Annotated in this window: 16 protein-coding genes and 1 pseudogene; 3 read left to right on the top strand and 14 right to left on the bottom strand. The window is 58.8% G+C overall.

Going from position 1 to position 17,044, the window contains the following annotated elements:
* Positions 1 to 25: 25 nt before the first annotated feature.
* The 3 genes from BSG09_RS21125 to BSG09_RS14250 all read right to left on the bottom strand — a co-directional run bounded on the left by BSG09_RS21125 (position 26) and on the right by BSG09_RS14250 (position 1,921).
* Entirely contained in the window at positions 26 to 694 is a 669-nt protein-coding gene (locus BSG09_RS21125; protein ID WP_254799186.1) for an IS630 family transposase, read from the bottom strand.
* Between the two features lie 10 nt (positions 695 to 704).
* Entirely contained in the window at positions 705 to 1,157 is a 453-nt protein-coding gene (locus tag BSG09_RS21120) for a helix-turn-helix domain-containing protein (RefSeq protein ID WP_217650126.1), read from the bottom strand.
* A 107-nt stretch (positions 1,158 to 1,264) separates the two neighbouring features.
* Positions 1,265 to 1,921: a helix-turn-helix domain-containing protein gene (locus BSG09_RS14250; protein ID WP_092934257.1), complete on the bottom strand. Its 657-nt coding sequence runs from the start codon at positions 1,919 to 1,921 to the stop codon at positions 1,265 to 1,267.
* A gap of 84 nt (positions 1,922 to 2,005) precedes the next feature.
* On the opposite strand from BSG09_RS14250, the gene BSG09_RS14245 reads away from it, so the two are divergent.
* Positions 2,006 to 3,211, top strand: a complete 1,206-nt coding sequence (locus BSG09_RS14245) for an FAD-dependent monooxygenase (protein WP_092934255.1) — start codon at positions 2,006 to 2,008, stop codon at positions 3,209 to 3,211.
* Positions 3,212 to 3,766: 555 nt separating this feature from the next.
* Here BSG09_RS14245 and BSG09_RS14240 read toward each other — a convergent pair.
* Positions 3,767 to 4,363, bottom strand: a pseudogene (locus BSG09_RS14240) (transposase); the annotation flags it as partial.
* Positions 4,356 to 5,534: a PQQ-binding-like beta-propeller repeat protein gene (locus BSG09_RS14235; RefSeq protein ID WP_092934253.1), complete on the bottom strand. Its 1,179-nt coding sequence runs from the start codon at positions 5,532 to 5,534 to the stop codon at positions 4,356 to 4,358. The pseudogene BSG09_RS14240 and the gene BSG09_RS14235, both read right to left, overlap by 8 nt.
* A gap of 302 nt (positions 5,535 to 5,836) precedes the next feature.
* Here BSG09_RS14235 and BSG09_RS14230 point away from each other — a divergent pair, with 302 nt between their 5' ends.
* On the top strand, positions 5,837 to 6,652 hold the full coding sequence (locus BSG09_RS14230; protein ID WP_223174777.1) for a lysyl oxidase family protein: 816 nt from the start codon (positions 5,837 to 5,839) through the stop codon (positions 6,650 to 6,652).
* Positions 6,653 to 7,022: 370 nt separating this feature from the next.
* Here the strand turns inward: BSG09_RS14230 and BSG09_RS14225 are convergent, their stop codons facing one another.
* The 3 genes from BSG09_RS14225 to BSG09_RS14215 are packed head-to-tail and all read right to left on the bottom strand — an operon-like array spanning position 7,023 to position 9,774.
* Positions 7,023 to 8,066, bottom strand: a complete 1,044-nt coding sequence (locus BSG09_RS14225) for an ABC transporter ATP-binding protein (RefSeq protein WP_092934249.1) — start codon at positions 8,064 to 8,066, stop codon at positions 7,023 to 7,025.
* Between the two features lie 3 nt (positions 8,067 to 8,069).
* Positions 8,070 to 8,879 (bottom strand): ABC transporter permease, encoded by an 810-nt coding sequence (locus tag BSG09_RS14220; protein ID WP_092934247.1) that lies wholly within the window; start codon positions 8,877 to 8,879, stop codon positions 8,070 to 8,072.
* Entirely contained in the window at positions 8,854 to 9,774 is a 921-nt protein-coding gene (locus tag BSG09_RS14215) for an extracellular solute-binding protein (protein WP_092934245.1), read from the bottom strand. Before BSG09_RS14215 ends, BSG09_RS14220 begins: the two co-directional genes overlap by 26 nt.
* A 59-nt stretch (positions 9,775 to 9,833) precedes the next feature.
* Here BSG09_RS14215 and BSG09_RS14210 point away from each other — a divergent pair, with 59 nt between their 5' ends.
* The gene (locus tag BSG09_RS14210) at positions 9,834 to 10,292 is read left to right on the top strand and encodes a Tfx family DNA-binding protein (RefSeq protein ID WP_092934243.1); all 459 of its coding nucleotides are present in this window, start codon (positions 9,834 to 9,836) and stop codon (positions 10,290 to 10,292) included.
* Positions 10,293 to 10,506: 214 nt separating this feature from the next.
* On the opposite strand, the gene BSG09_RS14205 is transcribed toward BSG09_RS14210, so the two are convergent.
* The 6 genes from BSG09_RS14205 to BSG09_RS14180 all read right to left on the bottom strand — a co-directional run bounded on the left by BSG09_RS14205 (position 10,507) and on the right by BSG09_RS14180 (position 16,921).
* Positions 10,507 to 11,586 (bottom strand): 2,3-butanediol dehydrogenase, encoded by a 1,080-nt coding sequence (locus BSG09_RS14205; protein WP_092934241.1) that lies wholly within the window; start codon positions 11,584 to 11,586, stop codon positions 10,507 to 10,509.
* A 146-nt stretch (positions 11,587 to 11,732) separates the two neighbouring features.
* Complete coding sequence (locus tag BSG09_RS14200; RefSeq protein WP_092934239.1) at positions 11,733 to 12,254, bottom strand: Lrp/AsnC family transcriptional regulator; 522 nt, start codon at positions 12,252 to 12,254, stop codon at positions 11,733 to 11,735.
* Positions 12,255 to 12,350: 96 nt separating this feature from the next.
* Positions 12,351 to 13,139, bottom strand: a complete 789-nt coding sequence (locus BSG09_RS14195) for a carbon-nitrogen hydrolase family protein (protein WP_092934237.1) — start codon at positions 13,137 to 13,139, stop codon at positions 12,351 to 12,353.
* Positions 13,136 to 13,933, bottom strand: coding sequence for an enoyl-CoA hydratase/isomerase family protein (locus BSG09_RS14190; RefSeq protein ID WP_223174776.1), 798 nt, complete (start codon positions 13,931 to 13,933; stop codon positions 13,136 to 13,138). Before BSG09_RS14190 ends, BSG09_RS14195 begins: the two co-directional genes overlap by 4 nt.
* The gene (locus tag BSG09_RS14185) at positions 13,926 to 16,118 is read right to left on the bottom strand and encodes an acetate--CoA ligase family protein (protein ID WP_092934235.1); all 2,193 of its coding nucleotides are present in this window, start codon (positions 16,116 to 16,118) and stop codon (positions 13,926 to 13,928) included. The genes BSG09_RS14190 and BSG09_RS14185 overlap by 8 nt, the downstream gene beginning before the upstream one ends.
* 2 nt (positions 16,119 to 16,120) lie before the next feature.
* Positions 16,121 to 16,921 carry an enoyl-CoA hydratase/isomerase family protein gene (locus BSG09_RS14180; RefSeq protein ID WP_223174775.1) on the bottom strand — a complete coding sequence of 267 codons (801 nt, stop codon included), beginning with the start codon at positions 16,919 to 16,921 and terminating at the stop codon, positions 16,121 to 16,123.
* Positions 16,922 to 17,044 lie beyond the last annotated feature (123 nt).

Genomic DNA, 17,044 nt, shown 5'->3' with positions numbered 1-17,044 from the left:
TAGTACCTTCCCAACCGTTGAGTGACTAGTTCTTGGTCTCCTCGATAGTCGGATAGAGTCGGTGTAGTTTCGTTCGAGCGTCCTCGTTTGTGAATTGCCAGTTGACCGTGACATCCAACTTATTGCGCTCAGCTTCCCACGCAGCGACCTCCGACCGGAGGGTCGCTGCGTCCGGAATTCGGCGGTTGAGGCACTGGGTCTGGAGCGTGCTCCAGACGAGTTCGGCCATATTCAGCCAACTTCCGTGCGTGGGCGTGTAGTAGAACTCGAACCGATCGAGATACTTGCGTGCTTTCTCGGGCGGGAAGAACCGATAGAAGGCGGCCGGATTGTGTGTGCTGAGATTGTCTAAGACTACCCGGATGCAGTCAGCATCCGGGTAGTCGTCGGCAATCGCCTGCATACAGTCGATCCATTCACAGGTCCGCCGCCGTTCAGTCACATGGAAGCGACACCAGCCAGTCAACGGCTCAGTTGCCAGGTGAAGCATTCGTTTCCCATTACGTTCGTAGTGGTGATCTGTGCGAGCGACCGCTCCCGGTGACGCCGGGAGCGGGTCGCGGACGTGTTTTCGAAGTGCTTTGCTGGACTCGTCGAAACAGATGACTGGACGGGTCTCGTCGTACGGCTCTTCGTAGAGCGAAAGGATTGTTTCCATCCGATAGACGAACTCTGCGTTCTCTTTGGGCGGAATAAGCCAGTACTCAGAGCGGTGTGGCTTCAGGTCGTTTTTTTAGCCGCTGTCGGACGGTTTCCTCGGAGATCGAGTCGAACTCGATCTCCTCAAGCGTGACAAGGCGGTCAGCGAGGAGCGCGTACGTCCAGTGCGTTCGGCCTTCTGGTGGCTCTGAACAGGCGAGAGCAACGAGATGAGCTTCAGCACGACCGTCAAGTTTCGGTGTGTAGTCTCTGTCGGGTTTGCGGCGATGAATCGCCGCAATCCCTCGCTCGGAGTACGCTTTTCGGGTCCGATGGGGTGTCCCAACCGAACACCCGACGTGCTCACAGATGGCCTCATCTGTGAGCCCGTCATCAGCCTTCAGGAGGATCCTTGCGCGGTTGATTGCTTCTGCCCGGTGTGTGCCCTTCGTAACGAACTCTTCGAGTTCAGTGCGTTCTTCGTCTGAGAGATCGACGATGTACTTCTTCCGGCTCATTCCTGTAGATACGCACCCAGAGAAGATAACCTAGCTGTCCACGATTGGGACGGTACTAGACGATGCGCTGATCAAAGGAGAGTCCCCGGCGTCCGCTAACTAACGACTTAGCGAACGAGCGCGTCAAAGACTTGTTCCTCGACTTTCCGAAGGTGTTCACCCGCGGTTGTGGGTGCGATCCCGACGCGTTCAGCCACGTCCTTATGGGTCGCCTCCCGAGGAGTACTGTAATATCCAACTTCGACAGCCGCTTCGAGTACTTCTTGCTGACGCGTTGTTAACACTCTCAAAAGCTTATTCACGTCCGGGTCGTAGCTTCCCGTTTCCATGACCTCGTACGTCAGCGGGAGTTCCTCATCGACGCGTCGAAGAGCCTCTTGAAATGCTGAATCGCTCCCTACGTAGGTAACTCGAACCGATCCATCAGAGTTGATCGTAATCGGCGTCTCGATGACGATGTCCGACTCGCGTTCGAACTCCAAGAATCGCCGCATCACGTCCGAGGGCTGGAACTGACTCACCGCCATCCACCGGTCCTCTCCGGAGACGAGATATTCCTCCACAAGAGAGGAGTCCCGCATAATCGCTTCGTATCGGCCCGAATCGCCACTCCCCTCAGCAAACACCAACACTGTATCATCGGCGAGCAGTTCGACGTGATGAATCGCCTCTCGGGTGATCGCTGATTCGTCTCGCAGCGCCGCCGCAGTTGGGTGAAACGCCTCACCTTCAGCAGGAGTTATTTTGACAGTGAGATATCGCATTGACCGAAGAATTAACTCTAATAACTTAAAAAGCAATGTTTGACCGGCAGTTACGCTTCTACTTTCAAGGCCGTGCTGATAGCCATGCAGCATCTCGGAGAGACAACAGAGATCGCGATCATCGGCGGCGGAATTTGCGGTCTCACGACTGCACTCGCGCTCGAGCAGCGAGGGCTGTCGCCGACGGTATACGAAGCAGCATCCGAATACCAACCGGTCGGTGCCGGCATTCTCCTCCAGACGAACGCGTTGCTGGTGTTCGACCGGCTCGGAATCGCAGACCAAATCCAGTCAACAGGAGTACCACTCGACAGTGGTCGGATCCTCTCGACGAGTGGTCGAACCCTGCGGCGACTCGATCTGGATGGCGTTGAACGGGCGCACTTCGACTACGGCTATGTCGCAATCCATCGCGGCGACCTGCAGCGACTCCTCCTCGATGAACTCGACTCACGAGTCAAAACAGACAAAGCCTGTGCAGAAATTGAAGACACGGACCCACCAACGGCCCGATTCGAAGATGGGACGCGTATCCACCCCGATCTTCTCGTTGGTGCAGACGGCATCAAGTCGACTGTGCGTGACGTGATCGCTCCCGAGATTGAGTTGCAGACGCTCGACGCCACCGTCTATCGAGCCACTGCAACCTGTGCATTGCCAGAGCACCACCGCACTCGAGGAGTAGAGGTCTGGGGAGAGGGAACCTACACTGGCGGCGCTCCGATCGGCTCTGATCGCTTCTATTGGTTCGCTACGACACCAAGTCCGAGTCCGTTCGAGACGGCGACTACTGGCCGACAGACCATCACGGAACGGTTACGCGAATACTACAGTAGCTTCCCGGAACCAGTTCCGACTATCATCAATTCGTTCGCCCCTGACGAAGACATAATCACGACTGGCCTCATGGCTGTGCCACCACTTGACCAGTGGTCACGCGGGTCAGTGGTTCTTGCCGGAGATGCCGCTCACGGAATGTTACCGTTCGCCGGTCAAGGTGCAGCACAGACGATCGAGGACGCACTCTCGTTGGCCGCCGCACTCAGTAGGTATTCTGATCACACAACGGCGCTAGAAACATATGAACGCGAGCGAAAGCACCGTGCCGAGCGGATCCGCTCGGAATCACACTGGCTTGGAAAACTCGCGACAATACAATCGAATCTCGGTTGCCGAGTGCGTAATCACGCAGTCAACCTTCTTCCAAACAGTATCTTCCGCCGATTTCGCTACCGGCGAACGACTGGTACCTCACTCCCCGTGACGAGGGAAGGAACCGACCTCCGCTGACATCAACTCCGGCGCTTCACCGGACCCACAGTGGCTGATACCGTCGAATTCGACGGGACGGCTGTGGGAAGTGCCTCATGAAGGGCTACGCTGCCGCGCGTTTCATTCTGCTGTATATGGGGCGTATTTCTGAGTAGTGTGGTGACACACTAGTGCGGCTTCAATCGTGATATGAATTTGAGCGCATACCTCCGTCTTCAGGCGGAGGTCCAGCGGTAGGCTCAGCATGCTACTCGCAATCGGTGGCCAGGCCGGATTTCCACCATAACCATTTTCATGTGGTTTACCGTAGCATGGAGTGCTACGAATACCGTGAGATGCCGACCCCGAACCACAAGGGGAAGCGGATCAGCGGTGGTTCGCACGGCGATGACATGATATTCGATGGGGCCTGTTTGACCGGGCCACAGCCCTATACAGGGGAGGAAACGAGAGTTCCTCCGGTATGCTGCCGGTTCCCCTTGAGTGCGGGTTGGAACCTTGAACGCCACATTCGGCGGAAATCCGATGGTCGGATTCCACGCCCTTCAGGGCGTGGAGGAGGTCAATTGTTGGTTATAGCTGGCGGAGTTTGATTCGAGCATCGTCGGTCGTGAATTGCCAGTCAATCGTGGATTCGTCCTCGTTTCGAGTACGTTCCCACGCAGCGACCTCCGCACGGAGTGTCGCTGCGTCAGGAATGCGCCGATCAAGACATTCCGTCCACAGGGCGCTGAACTCAATCTCTGCCATGTTCAGCCAACTCCCGTGTTCCAGCGTGAAGTGAAATTCGAGCTTGTTGAGTAATCGACGAGCTTCTTCTGGCGGGAGATGTTCATAGAAGGCGTACCGTTGGTGCGTGTTCAGATTGTCCATTACTACCCGGATGCCGACTGCATCCGGGTAGTGATCATCCACGAGTGATTGCATTTGCTGGACGAACTCCTGTTTGCGCCGCCGCTTCGTTACCTCGATCCGACCTTCGACCCTGTACTCGATTTCAAGCGGTTCATCCGTGTTTCGCGGATTATACGGACCGATTGGCACGACCGCCTGCTGGTCGCAGGGATCGTGCCACTCAAGCGTGTCGTAGGCACTGTCACCGACTATCCAGATTGGTTTCTCGACGGCGAGCGCGTCACGCGTGACGCGCATCACCGTCTCTTCAGCGAAGCAGCGAGAGTCCCAAAGAGGGTCCCTCCCAAATCACGAACCCCTCCTCGACCGGGACGAGCCCACCGATCATGCCGAAGTGGTGCTCGGCGCGCGACCAAGTGATTCGCTCCTCGCCTGTCGATCGGTCGTAGACGCTGACCCCGTCGTTTGTCCGCCCGAACGCGACCCAGTCGTCACCGACCACCGGACGGCCGGTAACGATGCCAGTATCGACAGCCCACCGGATCTCGCCCGTGGCGGCATCAAGGGCCACGCTCGTGGTCCCGGTACCGGCGGGAACGAATACCTCGTCTCCAGCCACCGCAAGTCCAGCGTCGACTTTGTTGACACCGGGAAGCGAGTGAGACCAGTGCACCTCTCCGGTCTTGGCGTCGATAGCGGAGGCCGTCCCATGGTAGTCGGCAACCCAGACCGTTCCGTCGAGAACTGAGGGGGACCCGCGGACCTCCTTGCTCGAGATATGCCAGCGCTCCTCGCCGTTCAGGTCGTACGCGAAGATACCGGCGTCGCTTCGGGTCGTGTAGACACTGTCGTCGTCGAGGGCCAGCGTTTCGCCGGCACCCTCAAGCTCTTGGACCGTTCCGGTACGGATATCGACGGCGGCGAGACCGCCTCCAGCGACGTAGATCGTGTCGTCGAGAGCCGCGATAGTGGCATCGTTGCGGTGGTGACTTCCGACGTCAGCTCGCCAATACTGGTCGCCCAATGTCTGGTCAAGGGCGGCCAGCTGATTCATTCCTGGGGCGAAGACGGCCTCGCAGGCGAGCAGCGGTGTGGCAGTCATGCCGTCCTCGAGGTCCCGATTCCACATCGGCCCGTTTATCGGCGCGTCGAGGGCAACCGCGGCGAGTCCACCGGTTACGGGGAGATACGCTGTTCCATCTGCGACTACAGGGAGAGACAAGGCGTGTTGCTGCTGCCCATTATCGTCACGGATGCTAGCAAGCAGGTCCACAGCGGTGGCGTCAGGTGCTGGCGGAACAGTGGTAGTCCGACCGGTGCGTCCGGGGTCACCACCGGCGGTCGGCCACGCTCCTGGTGGATCGTCACAGGGGCCTTCGATCGGGGTATAGCCCCTCAGTTCGCGTCGAATCCGACCGACACAGCCGGCCGTTCCGACGGAGGCAGTAGTACCGATGGCCGACAGGAGGGCTCTCCGGGAGGGCATCGAATCACGGTGTACTTGACAGCAAAAAAATCTTCCGACCGAGCGTACCATCGGTCTCTACCAGCAAGCGGGCTGTCAAACAGTGACTCCCACCGCAGTATGGCGATTCAACACAGCTCTATGAAGAAAATAGAAGTAAGAATAGTGTTCACCAGTTAATGATAATTTAGTACAGGCATATTATTCCATCATTCGATTAATAGGGATCTTACTATATTTCTTCTCACTTAGGCCTGGGTACAGTTTGGTGAGGAAGTGTGAAAATAAAATGGATAAAAGGTAGGAAGCGTGCGACGGCACTGATGGGTGTTCTCATCATCGTAGTGGCGGGGGTCGGCATGATTACGCTCGGAGGCGTTGCGGTTGACAATCCGTTCACAGTGAACGACAGGAGCACGGACACCTCCACGACCCCCGGAAGCGAAGGCACGGCGGACGAAGAGAACGCGGCGACACCGCCACCCACGACAGTCGAGTCCGATACTGAACCCTCGGACGGCCACGTTGCGGACAGGACAGGGGTCAACTTCGTTCCAGGCGTCGAGGATTTCAGCGTTTCAACAGAAGTGTTTGATGAGTCCAGCCCTGACGTTGAAGACGGCTTTGTAACCCCAGGCGAACATAGGCTACTTCGATTTGATATGATCATCTACAATATGGGAGACGCGGATGCCGAATTAGGCCGTCCTGAGAACCGCCCTGATCTGTTCGAATATTCGGAGTCCCATGGCCACGCGCACTTAAAAGGTTTCAATAACTACGTCCTGCTTGACGAATCGGGCGAGAGGACGGGTGCGGTAAGAAAACAGACATTCTGTCTTCGGGATCTGTATCAAACCCGTTCAACCGCCAGTAGTAGTTCCCAGTTCGATTGTGAGTATCAAGGGATCAGTGCCGGGTGGGCTGACGAGTATGACGCGTCTCTGCCCGGTCAATATATTGTTATTGATGATCTCCCTGCTGGAGAGTACACGCTGCAAGCCACGACGAACGCAGCAGGCACGATTGACGAGACGTGCGATGGCGATAACACCGTTCGAGTAGACCTTCGTATAAACAATGATACAGTTACGGTCCATACTTCACAAAGCCACTACGTGAGACCGTCTGCGTGCTGAGATATTTGTACCGCTTTTAGTATTTTAACAGGACAGAATTAACTAATACAGAGAGTGTTCTCGTCGACTTACTTACACAGAACATGGGTGAAAATAATTTATATCTCCGCGGAGTTCCTCGGTATATGGGAGACAGAAATCACCTTCATGTGTGTCGACATTGCGGTAACGTCATGGCAACATCGTCTCCAGACGAAGGCCCACGAAAGTGCTTCAATTGTGGCGAGGAACTCTTCTCACTGTATCTTAGCCTTCCCGAAGTACCTGATGACCAATAGCGATACCAATTATAATCAACATTACCGAATTCTATCGCGATAGATCAGACACAGAACAGGCGCAAGACCACAGCCGTAAAACGTGTTACTTGTCAACGAAGTAGATGGATCGCAGCAGGTGGAATCGTCACTCGAACGCGAGAACCGGCTTCAAGCGGTAATTGGTCAAAACTCGGTGGACGAATCGTCGTCGTAAGCGTGATCGGTGCGTCGTCAAGGTCGATTTCCACTCGATACTCGTTCCCTTCAGTTAACCATCGGTCGATCGTCCCCGACGCCGTGTTCTCATCATGGCAGTCGTCACCCCCGTTCGGCGTGTGTACCTGTATCCGCGATGGATGGATACAGAGAGTGACGGTTGTCCCAGCTGCGGCCGCCGTCGTCGCCTGAAGCCGAATGTTGCCAACTCGAAGAAGAGTGGTGTCTTCGCGCTGTTCAACGACAGTTGCATCGAACAGATTCTCGTTGCCGGTAAATCTCGCGACGAATCGCGTTGCAGGACGGTTGATAACGGCCATTGGCGATCCCACCTGCTCGATTGCACCGTCGCGAACGATGGCAGTTCGGTCACCGAGTGCCGTCGCCGTTCGTTGATCGTGGGTCACGTAGATCACCGGTATCTCGAGTGATGTGAACAGCGCATGGAGTTCCCTGCGAAGTCGACGCCGAATCGGCGCGTCGAGACTTGCTAACGGCTCGTCCAATAGCAGGAGGTCAGGGTCTGCCGCTAACGTGCGTGCAAGTGCGACACGTTGCTGTTCGCCGCCAGACAGTGTCGGCGGTCGGCGATCCAGCACGTCCGTGATCTCGAGCAGCGATGCGAACTTCGTGATTCGATCCCGGTCAGTCGCGGCATAGCCGATGTTCTCTCTGGCAGTCATGTGCGGGAACAGAGCACCGTCTTGAAACACGAGGCCAGTCCGGCGCTCTTGAAGCGGACATCCATTGAGACGGTCGCCGTTCAGCGAGATGGTTCCACCATCCGTGTCGACGATGCCCGCGATCAGCGATAGCAGTGTCGTCTTGCCACTGCCCGACGGACCGAGGATCGAGAGGACTTCATCCTCGACGGTGAGATCGACTGGGCCAAAGTCGAAGGTGTCGTACGTCTTGGTAAGGGAATTGACTTCGAGCATTGATCACTCCAGTGGGTTCGTCCCGAGCACGTTCAACACGATGAGCGTTGCGACGGCGATTCCGACCAGAATAACAGCCACGGGGAAGGCGTTCTCTAATCCGAGCGTTGTAAACGAGACCCAGATCTGGACGGGCATCGTCCGTGGGTAGTACGCGAGCATGATCGTCGCCCCAAACTCGCCGATCGCACGAGCGAACGCAAGCGTGATGCCGGCGAGGATTCCTGGCCAGGCAAGCGGCAGTGTGACCCGTCGAAACGTCGTCAGCCGACTCTTCCCAAGCGACTGTGAGGCATACTCGAGGCTCCGGTCGACGCTTTCGAACGCTGCTTTCGCCGTGATGACGACGAATGGGGAGGCGACAAACGTCTGTGCCAGCACGATTCCGGCGACTGATCGGGTAAGTTGGAGGCCGTTTGCTGCTGCCAGTCCCCCGATGAACGTGTTCGGGCCCACGACCGTGAGCAACACCATGCCGCTGACGATCGGCGGGAGCACGAGTGGCAGGACGACGACGGCGGTGACGACCGTTTTCACTCGTCCGTCAGTGCGGGCAAGCCAGTAAGCGAGTGGGAGGCCGAACACTGAAGCGATGGCCGCACTCGTGATCGACGCCGTGAGTGATGTGGTCGCGGCTGAGACGACAGTTGGTCTGGTCAGTCGCTGGATGACGACCCCTGGTGGCTGACTGAGAACGAGCGCGAGGAGTGGAACGAGATAGTAACAGAGCAGCACCGCTCCGAGGAGGAACGCGACTGTCAGCCAGTCGAACCGCCTGGAAGCAACGTCAGTTCGTGACTTCGTCGGGAGCATTGCCTGTGAACCGTGGATAATCGTCCGGAACGACGAACCCGAACTCGTTGAGATACTCACCCGTTATGTGTTCCGTGAACACATCAACAGCGGCTGGCGATTGGTTGCGAATCGTTGCGCCATAACTGATGAGCCCACCGCTGACGACCTTTCCACTTGGGAGTTCGTAGGTCGCCGATTCGTAGGTGTCTGTATAGCTCGGATCACTGAGATCGATTTCCACTGGGAGGTCGATATAGTCGTATCCACGCTCGACAGCCATGTTTCGATACGCAATGGCAGCATCAACTGACCCCGTTTCGAACTGGCTAATGAGCTGTGTTTCGGGATAGATCTGTTCTGTCCGTGGAATCGCGTCGCGGAGATTCGCGTCCGTTCCGTAGTGTGTAGTCGCGAGCTCGAGCATGAACAGCGCTCGATATCCGAGTGGGTCGAGATCCGGGTCGGTTCTCCCGATCGTAATGTCGCCGTTCAAGAGCGGTTGATACCAACTCTCTGTCCCTGCATCGGCGAGCTGTTGGCCACCTTCAGTATCGGGGTTGTACGCGATGACGATCGAATTGGTCGCAAATTCGGCAAACCAGGCCGGCTGAAGTGGCGAGTCAAAGAGGGCGATATCCGCAACCGAGACGATATCGGGATCTTTCTGTCCCGCTGCGATGAGCCGAGCGACCTCGGCGGAGCCGTGTGCTTCTATCTGAACCGTTGCAGCTACGCTCGGTCGCAAGCCGTTTTCGAGTGCATTGTTCAAGCTTCCCGCAGCGAGCATCGAGACGGGCACTGACTGTCCGTCGGGCCCCTGGAGTGTGCCGGAACAACCAGCGACTCCCGAAAGTGCGACAGCGGTAGCCGAGAGAACCGAGCGTCGGCGAGTCCGCAGTCCGTCACCAGCCATATCACAACAACTAGTGTTTGATCAATAAGCTTATCTCAAATACACTTGTTTGACTTTATATGGCGGCGACCACAGGTACAATATTGACTGACCGACAGGTGGAGGTGCTCAGACTCCGTGAAAGAGGTCATACCCAGCAGGAAGTCGCCGACAAACTGGGAACGACCGCGTCGAACGTCAGTGCCATCGAACGGGCCGCAGAAGCGAACGTCAAGAAGGCACGTCGGACGCTCGAACTTGCCCAGACACTACGCGCGCCAGTGCAATTTACTGTTCCAGCTGGAATATCGTTTGATGAGCTTGTTACTCAGGTATACGCCCGCGGCGACGAAGCTGGTATCAAGATCAAATACTGTCGACCAGAGCTCTATACGCATCTCTACGGGACGCTCGAAGCGGTTACCGACGCCAATCAACTCACCGACACGGTCACGCTCGGTCTGACGAAAGATGGAGAGGTGAAGGTGTATACAGATGATGGCGATTCCGGTAAACAAAATGATCAACTGCGCACATAAGAGAGTGGTCTGACCGTTGGTTTCCATTGTGCTGAAGAGAGGAACAGTGGTGCACACCGCTTTCGTGAACAGCACCGATGGGCGCTCACGACCAGAACAGCTGAGGTTGAGCAACTCGAGGACTTTTGGAGTAGTCCACGTTTCGCTCCCGGCAGTTCGTCCCGGCACTCCTCGAGGCAGATATAACGGTCGAGTCACTCGACACTCGAGCGGTTCATTCCATATCCGGTTTGACGAGGATTTTGACGTGGTCGCTTTCGGGATCGATAAGCCGCTCGAACCCGTTGGCGACGATCTCATCGAGGCCGATTCGGTTAGTGATGAACGGCTCCGGGTCGAGGCGACCGTCGGCAAGCATCTCGATTACCATTCCGTACTCTTCGTCGGACCGCGGGCCGCCGAGATAGGCGAGCGTCCCGGTCACGGTTCGCTCACCGAGGACAAGGGAATTCAGATGCGTATTCACCGTTTCCTCCCAGATGCTCACGATGGTCGTACGGCCGCTCGGTGTCGTACTCTCGACGGCTGCGTTGAAGGAGGGTTCGACGCCCGCGACCTCGAACGTGATGTCGGCACCGCCGTCCGTGTGCGAGTGGATGTACTCGACAGGATCGGTTGTCGATGGATCGATGAGTTCTGTCGCACCACAGTCCGCTGCGCGGTCGCGTCTGGCGTCGCGCGGTTCGGAGACGAAAATCGTTCCCGCACCGGCCACGCGAGCACACTGGATGACCGCCAGGCCAATGGGTCCACTCCCGAATACGGCGACAGCATCGCCTGCTTGAAGTCCGGAGCGGCGGACTGCATGCAGTCCCACGCTCAGTGGCTCGACTAGCGCGCCGTGTTCGACGGGAACGTCGTCCCCGAGCGGGACGGCGTGTTCTGCATCAACGACTGCGCTTTCGGCGAATCCACCACTCCCGCCTGACAGTCCGATAAATCCAATCGATTCACAGATGTGGTAGTTCCCCTCTCGGCACTGCCGACACTCACCGCAGGAGAGGATGGGGTTGACTGCGACGGCATCACCGACGGCCAAGTCCGTCACGGACTCGCCGACCTCTGCGATGGTGCCACTGTACTCGTGACCCATCCTGATCGGTGCTGTCTCTCCAGAGACGGGGTGGGGATCGTCCTCCGGAACGAAAATCGGACCAGCGGTGTATTCGTGGAGATCCGACCCACAGATCCCACAGGAATCGACATCGATTCGGACCTCGTCCGCTCCGACCGCTCCCGATTCTACCTCTTCGACACGAATGTCTTTCTGTCCGTGGTATGTTACCGCTTGCATAGCAACCTATTATTACATTCAATCACAATTAAATCCCTACTCACGACGGTTGATAGATCGTCGTCCTGATCTGTACAATCCAACAGCGCAGCTGAACGCACTGCACACCCAATCGCATGATAGCTGTGCGATCGAGTGAAACGGCTTTAGTCGTTTGCCGGCTGGCGTTGGTCGCCGAAGATTCGCTCTAGATCCTCGTCGTCGTAGTTGACTAGCAGGCGGTCTTCGTCTTTGAACGTCCGCAGAACAATGTTCGTCGTCGAGTTGTCCACGCCCTCGGTCTGGATGATCTCCTCCATCAGTTTCTGGAGATGCTCGTGATCGCGCACGCGCGATAACACGTAAAATGACATCTCGCCGAGCATGAAGAAGACTCGCTGAACGCCCGAGAGACCGGCAATCTTCTCAGCGACCTCCTCGTACCCGGGACCGTCGTAATCGGCGTTGATCTCGGTGATCGCCGTCAATTCGAGGCCGAGCTTCTGGGGATCAAGCTGAGCGATTTCTCCCTTCACGATTTCCTTCTCCCGGTAGTTCTCCATCCGATAGTAAATCGTGGAGGTACTGACGTCGAGTTCCTCGCTCAGTTCGTCGACGTCGATATCCCCGTTCTCATCAAGCCGACGGAGGATCTGGAAGTCCACCTCGTCGAGCGCTACCTTCGGCATCGACTGAGTATTGGCATTCATCTCGTTAATATGTTAGGTTCGTTCCGATCTTCGCGGAATTTGATTGGAAGGCACCCAATCGGATCGCGTATACAGTCATTGTCGGACCGCATCGGCGTCGATCACCGGACGGTCAACACGCATCGGGTTCCGTTCATGCTCGGCTGCGAGGACGCCGGGATCGAGTGTGACAGCGGCCTGTCCGGGTCCGGCTCCCATCTCGACGACCGTCGTCCCATCGGGTTCGATCACCTTGCTGTGGCCACAGAACGTGTTCCCGGCCTCCGTGCCGGCACGGTTACAGCCGATCACGTACGCACCCTGTTCGACTGCGCGTGCGGGCAACAGCGTGTGCCAGTCGCGTTCCATCTGGACCGACCAGGCGGCAATGTTGATCATGACGTCACACTCGGCACGTGCGAGCGCCAGGCTCGCAGCGGGAAAGTTCAGATCGTAACAAATCTGGATACCGACCCGGCCGAACGGTGCGTCGACGACGGTGTACGCATCACCGACCGCATAGTGTTCGCCCTCGTCGTCCCAGAGGTGGCGCTTGTCGTAGCGGGCACGCACGGTTCCGTCGGCGTCGAGCCAGACCGCACAGTTGTAGACGTCGTCGCCGTCCTGGACCGGCATCCCGAACAGCACCGCGGTCTCGGCGTCGGCAGCAGCTGTACTCAGCACCTCGGTCGTCGGACCTGGAATGGGTTCCGCTACGTTGGAGAGGTCCTCGAAGACGTGATACCCGGTCGTCGCGAGCTCCGGAAACACGACCAGGTCCGCGTCAGCGGCGGCGATCGCCTCGACCATCCGATCGAGCGTTCCGTCGTCTGCCGGGCCGAGCGTGCTGTCGAACTGGACCACACTGGCTGTAAATCGCTTCATCGTCCCTCGAACTCCGGTTGCCGATCCTCCTGGAAGGCAGCGACCGCCTCCTCGTGGTCGTCCGTCTGTGAACAAATCCGCTGTGCACGGGTGGCGTCCTCGAGTGCGCGCTCGAGGTCAACGTCGAAGCTCTCGTTGACGAGCCGCTTGCTCTGGGCGAGTGCGATCGGTGGACGCCCGGCCAGTCGGTCGGCGAACGCCGCGGCCGTATCGAGTAGCTCGTCTGCGGGGACCTGTTCGCGTGCGAGGTTCCATTCGACGATCTCCTCGCCGACGAGTTTCCGGCCGGTGAAGATGAGTTCCTTCGCGCGTGCCTCGCCGATCAGTCGCGGCAGGAGGAACGCACCGCCGTCGCCGGGGACGAACCCGACGTCGATGAACGTCTCACCGATGACGCCCTCGTCACTGACGATGCGGAAGTCACAGGCGAGTGCCGTATCACAACCGGCACCGAGCGCGTAGCCGTTGACCGCCGCGATGACGGGCGTGTCGATTCCGCGGATCGTTCGCACGACGTTCTGGAACAGCCCCAGTCCCGTCTCGTACTCGGCGAAGTCCATCTCCGGCGTCAGGGGCATGTCGTTTAGGTCCACGCCGGCACAGAACGCGTCGCCAGCGCCCGTGAGAACGATCGCACGGATCTCATCTCGGTCGTCTAGGCGCTCAAACGCCTCGACCGCCCCTCGAAGCAGGGGTTCGTTGTACGCGTTCATCGCATCGGACCGGTCGTAGGTGACGCGAGCGACGTGGTCGTTGGTCTGTTCGACGTGCAATGGTGCGTCGACTTCAATCATCAGTTGTTCCTCGCGAAATGGGTGCTTCGCCGTCGACTCGAGCAGTGCCATCCGACTCGAGCGTGATCGCGGCATCGACGACCTCGACGCCGTCTTCGGTGGCGAAGACGGGATTCAGATCCAGTTCGGACACCGATGGATTGGCTTCGACGAATTCGGAGACCGAGACCAGCAGATCCACGACCGCGTCGCGGTCTACGGGTGGGTTCCCGCGTGCGCCGTCGAGCAGCTCCTGTGCGTCGATATCCTCGAGCAGCCATCGAGCGTCGGCTTCGGTAAGCGGCAGCGCCCGGAACGCGACGTCTTCTAAGACCTCGACGAAGACACCGCCGAGGCCACACATGACCACGGGGCCGAACTGCTCGTCGTCGACGACGCCGACGATGAGTTCGACGCCAGCGTCGGCCATCGGTGAGACGAGCACGCCGTCTATCTGTGCGCCGGGATCGTAGTCGCGAGCCGCTGCGAGCAGGTCGTCGTAGGTGTCGCTGGCCGCCTCGGTTGACACCTCGAGTGCGACACCGCCCGCGTCCGACTTGTGGACGATGTCGGGCGAAACGATCTTCATTGCGACCGGCCCGTCGACTGACGCTGCGGCGTCCCGTGCGTCGTCCGGGCTGGTTGCGAGTTCGAACGGTGTGATCGGGAGGTCGGCCTCCGAGAGCGCTTGCTTGGACTCGAACTCCGAGAGCTGTGTCCGACCGCTGGCGAGTGCATCGCTAATCGTCTCGGCCGTGTCAGTCGTCCCGGTAAGCTGGAAGTCGCTGCTCTTGGTGGCGGCTGCGACGCGCTCGCCGTATGTCGTCAGGGCCTCGAGACTCGCAGTCGCGACGTCGAGCGATTCGACGACCGGAATCCTGTTTTCACGCAGGACTGCGTGCGGGTCCGTGTCGAATCCTTCGTAGGCGCTTTGGACGACGAGCGGTTTCTCGTGTTCGGCCGCGAAGTCGGCCAGATCGTATGCCGCCTCGATCTCGACGTCGGTGTACTGTTCGGCAAAGCGGATGCCGTAGCCCCCGAAGAGGCCAGAGAGCATGAGTGCATCCACGTTCGGATCGGCGAGAATGGCTTCCGCGCAGTCGACGAACACGGACTGATCCTCATCGGTGCCGCCTGCAACGTCTACCGGATTGACGACGCTGGCCGCGTCCGGGAGGACGTCTTGAAGTTTGTCCTGTGTCTCATCCGTGAGTTGCGGGATGGAAAGCCCGCGTTCGGCGAGGGCGTCCGCTGCAAGCGTCGCGTGGCCGCCGCCGTCCGCGAGGATCGCGACGTTCTCGCTATCGGCACTGGGAAGCGACGAGAGTGCGTTCGCGACCGAGAGGAGTTCGTCCGAGCGCTCGACGCTGACGACGCCCGCCTGTTCGAGGACGGCATCGGTCACCGCGGCGTCGCCGGCCAGCGACCCAGTGTGGGACGATGCCGAGCGCTTACCCACGTCCGACCGCCCGCTTTTCAAGATGACGATCGGCGTGTCCGTCGTCACGTCGCGGGCCTGCTCGAGGAAGGCCCGGCCGTCGCTCATGCCCTCGACATAGCAGACGATCACGTCCGTTTTGGGATCGTCATCGAAGAAGGGGAGGTACTCGTGGAACTGGAGGTCGGCCTCGTTACCGACGCCGACGTAGTGGCTGAAGCCGACGCCCTCTCGGGTGGCGGCCTCGGTGAACAGCGAGATTGCCATGTTCCCGCTCTGACAGAGCAGCGCAAGGTTACCCTCGGGGACCGTGTCCGCGCCGACGAGGTTCAGTCCCTGATGGACGTTGATCATCCCGGAGGTGTTCGGGCCGATCAATCTGACGCCGTGCTCGCGTGCCAGCGAGACGATCTCGTCTTCGAGTTCTTGGCCGTCTTCGCCGGCTTCACTGAACCCGACGGCGATGACCACCGCGCCCGCGAGGTCGGTATCCGCACAGTCCTCGAGGATCTGCGGGACGATCGGTGCCGGGGTAACGATGAGCGCAAGGTCGACGCGGCCGGGAATCGCGGAGATGGTCGGGTAGACCTCGAGGCCACGGATCTCGTCAGCGGAGGGGTTGACCGGATAGATCTCGACCTCGTAGCCGCCTTCCTGGAGCGTCTCAATGGCTTGATAGCCCCGTTTCGTTTCGTCGGTGGAAGCGCCGACGATGGCGACCGAATCGGGGTCCATGATACGGCCGATGTCAGTCGAACAGTCCGCCACGGTTAGACCCCCTCGAACGACGGCTCGCGGTCCTCGGCGAACGCGTCGACACCCTCTTGCCAGTCATCAGTTGCCATACAGGCCAGTAGCGCTTCGGCCTCGGCCGTCAGCATGTCGTCGCGCGTTGCTTGGCCGACACGCCCGAACTGTTCTTTGGCGAACTTCATCGGAATCGGGGCGTTCCGCGCAAGCTCCTCGGCCAGATCGTCGACGGCGTCCTCGAGTTCCCCGTCGGGGTGTGCGCTCGTCACGACACCTTCATCGGCTGCTTCTGCACCGGTCAGCGACGCCGCCGAGAGGACGAGTTCCTTCGCACGGGCCTGCCCGACGCGGGCGGCCAGCGTGTACGTGACACCGCCGCCGATGTACGTTCCGATCGACACTTCCGGGAACCGAATCTCCGCGTCCTCACCCATGAGCACGAAATCAGCACTCAGTGCGAGTTCAGCGCCCGCACCGATGGCGTACCCCTGAACTTTCGCGATCACCGGCTGCGGATGCGTCTGGACTGCTTTGGCGGCCTCTTGGGCCTGCCAGACGTACTCGCGGCGTTCCTTCTGGGTGCGCTCGGCCTCATCGTGGTTCTCCATGTCGGCACCCACACAGAAGGCCCGCCCTTCACCTTCGAGGACGACGACGCGCGCATCGTCGTCGACTGCTCGCTCAAGGCCATCGCAGATTCCCTCGTATAACGCAGGCGTCACTGCGTTGAGACTATCGGGTCGATTCAGCCGGACGCATGCGACGGCCCCATCACGTTCATACCGTGTTGGTTCCTCCGCCACAGTGTCTGTGGTAGTCATAGTCAAGCGACTACGTAGATACATATCAGTTGTACACATAAATCTTTGCTCGCTCCTAATTATTCGACCTTAATTCAGAATCTTCACAAAAGAGAGGTGGCTTTCTGGGAAAGACTATTATAC

The organism is Natrinema hispanicum, from assembly GCF_900111485.1.
GTDB lineage: Archaea > Halobacteriota > Halobacteria > Halobacteriales > Natrialbaceae > Natrinema > Natrinema hispanicum_A.
The sequence above is the reverse complement of the archived record's forward strand: the minus strand, read 5'-3'. Positions and strand labels throughout refer to the sequence as shown.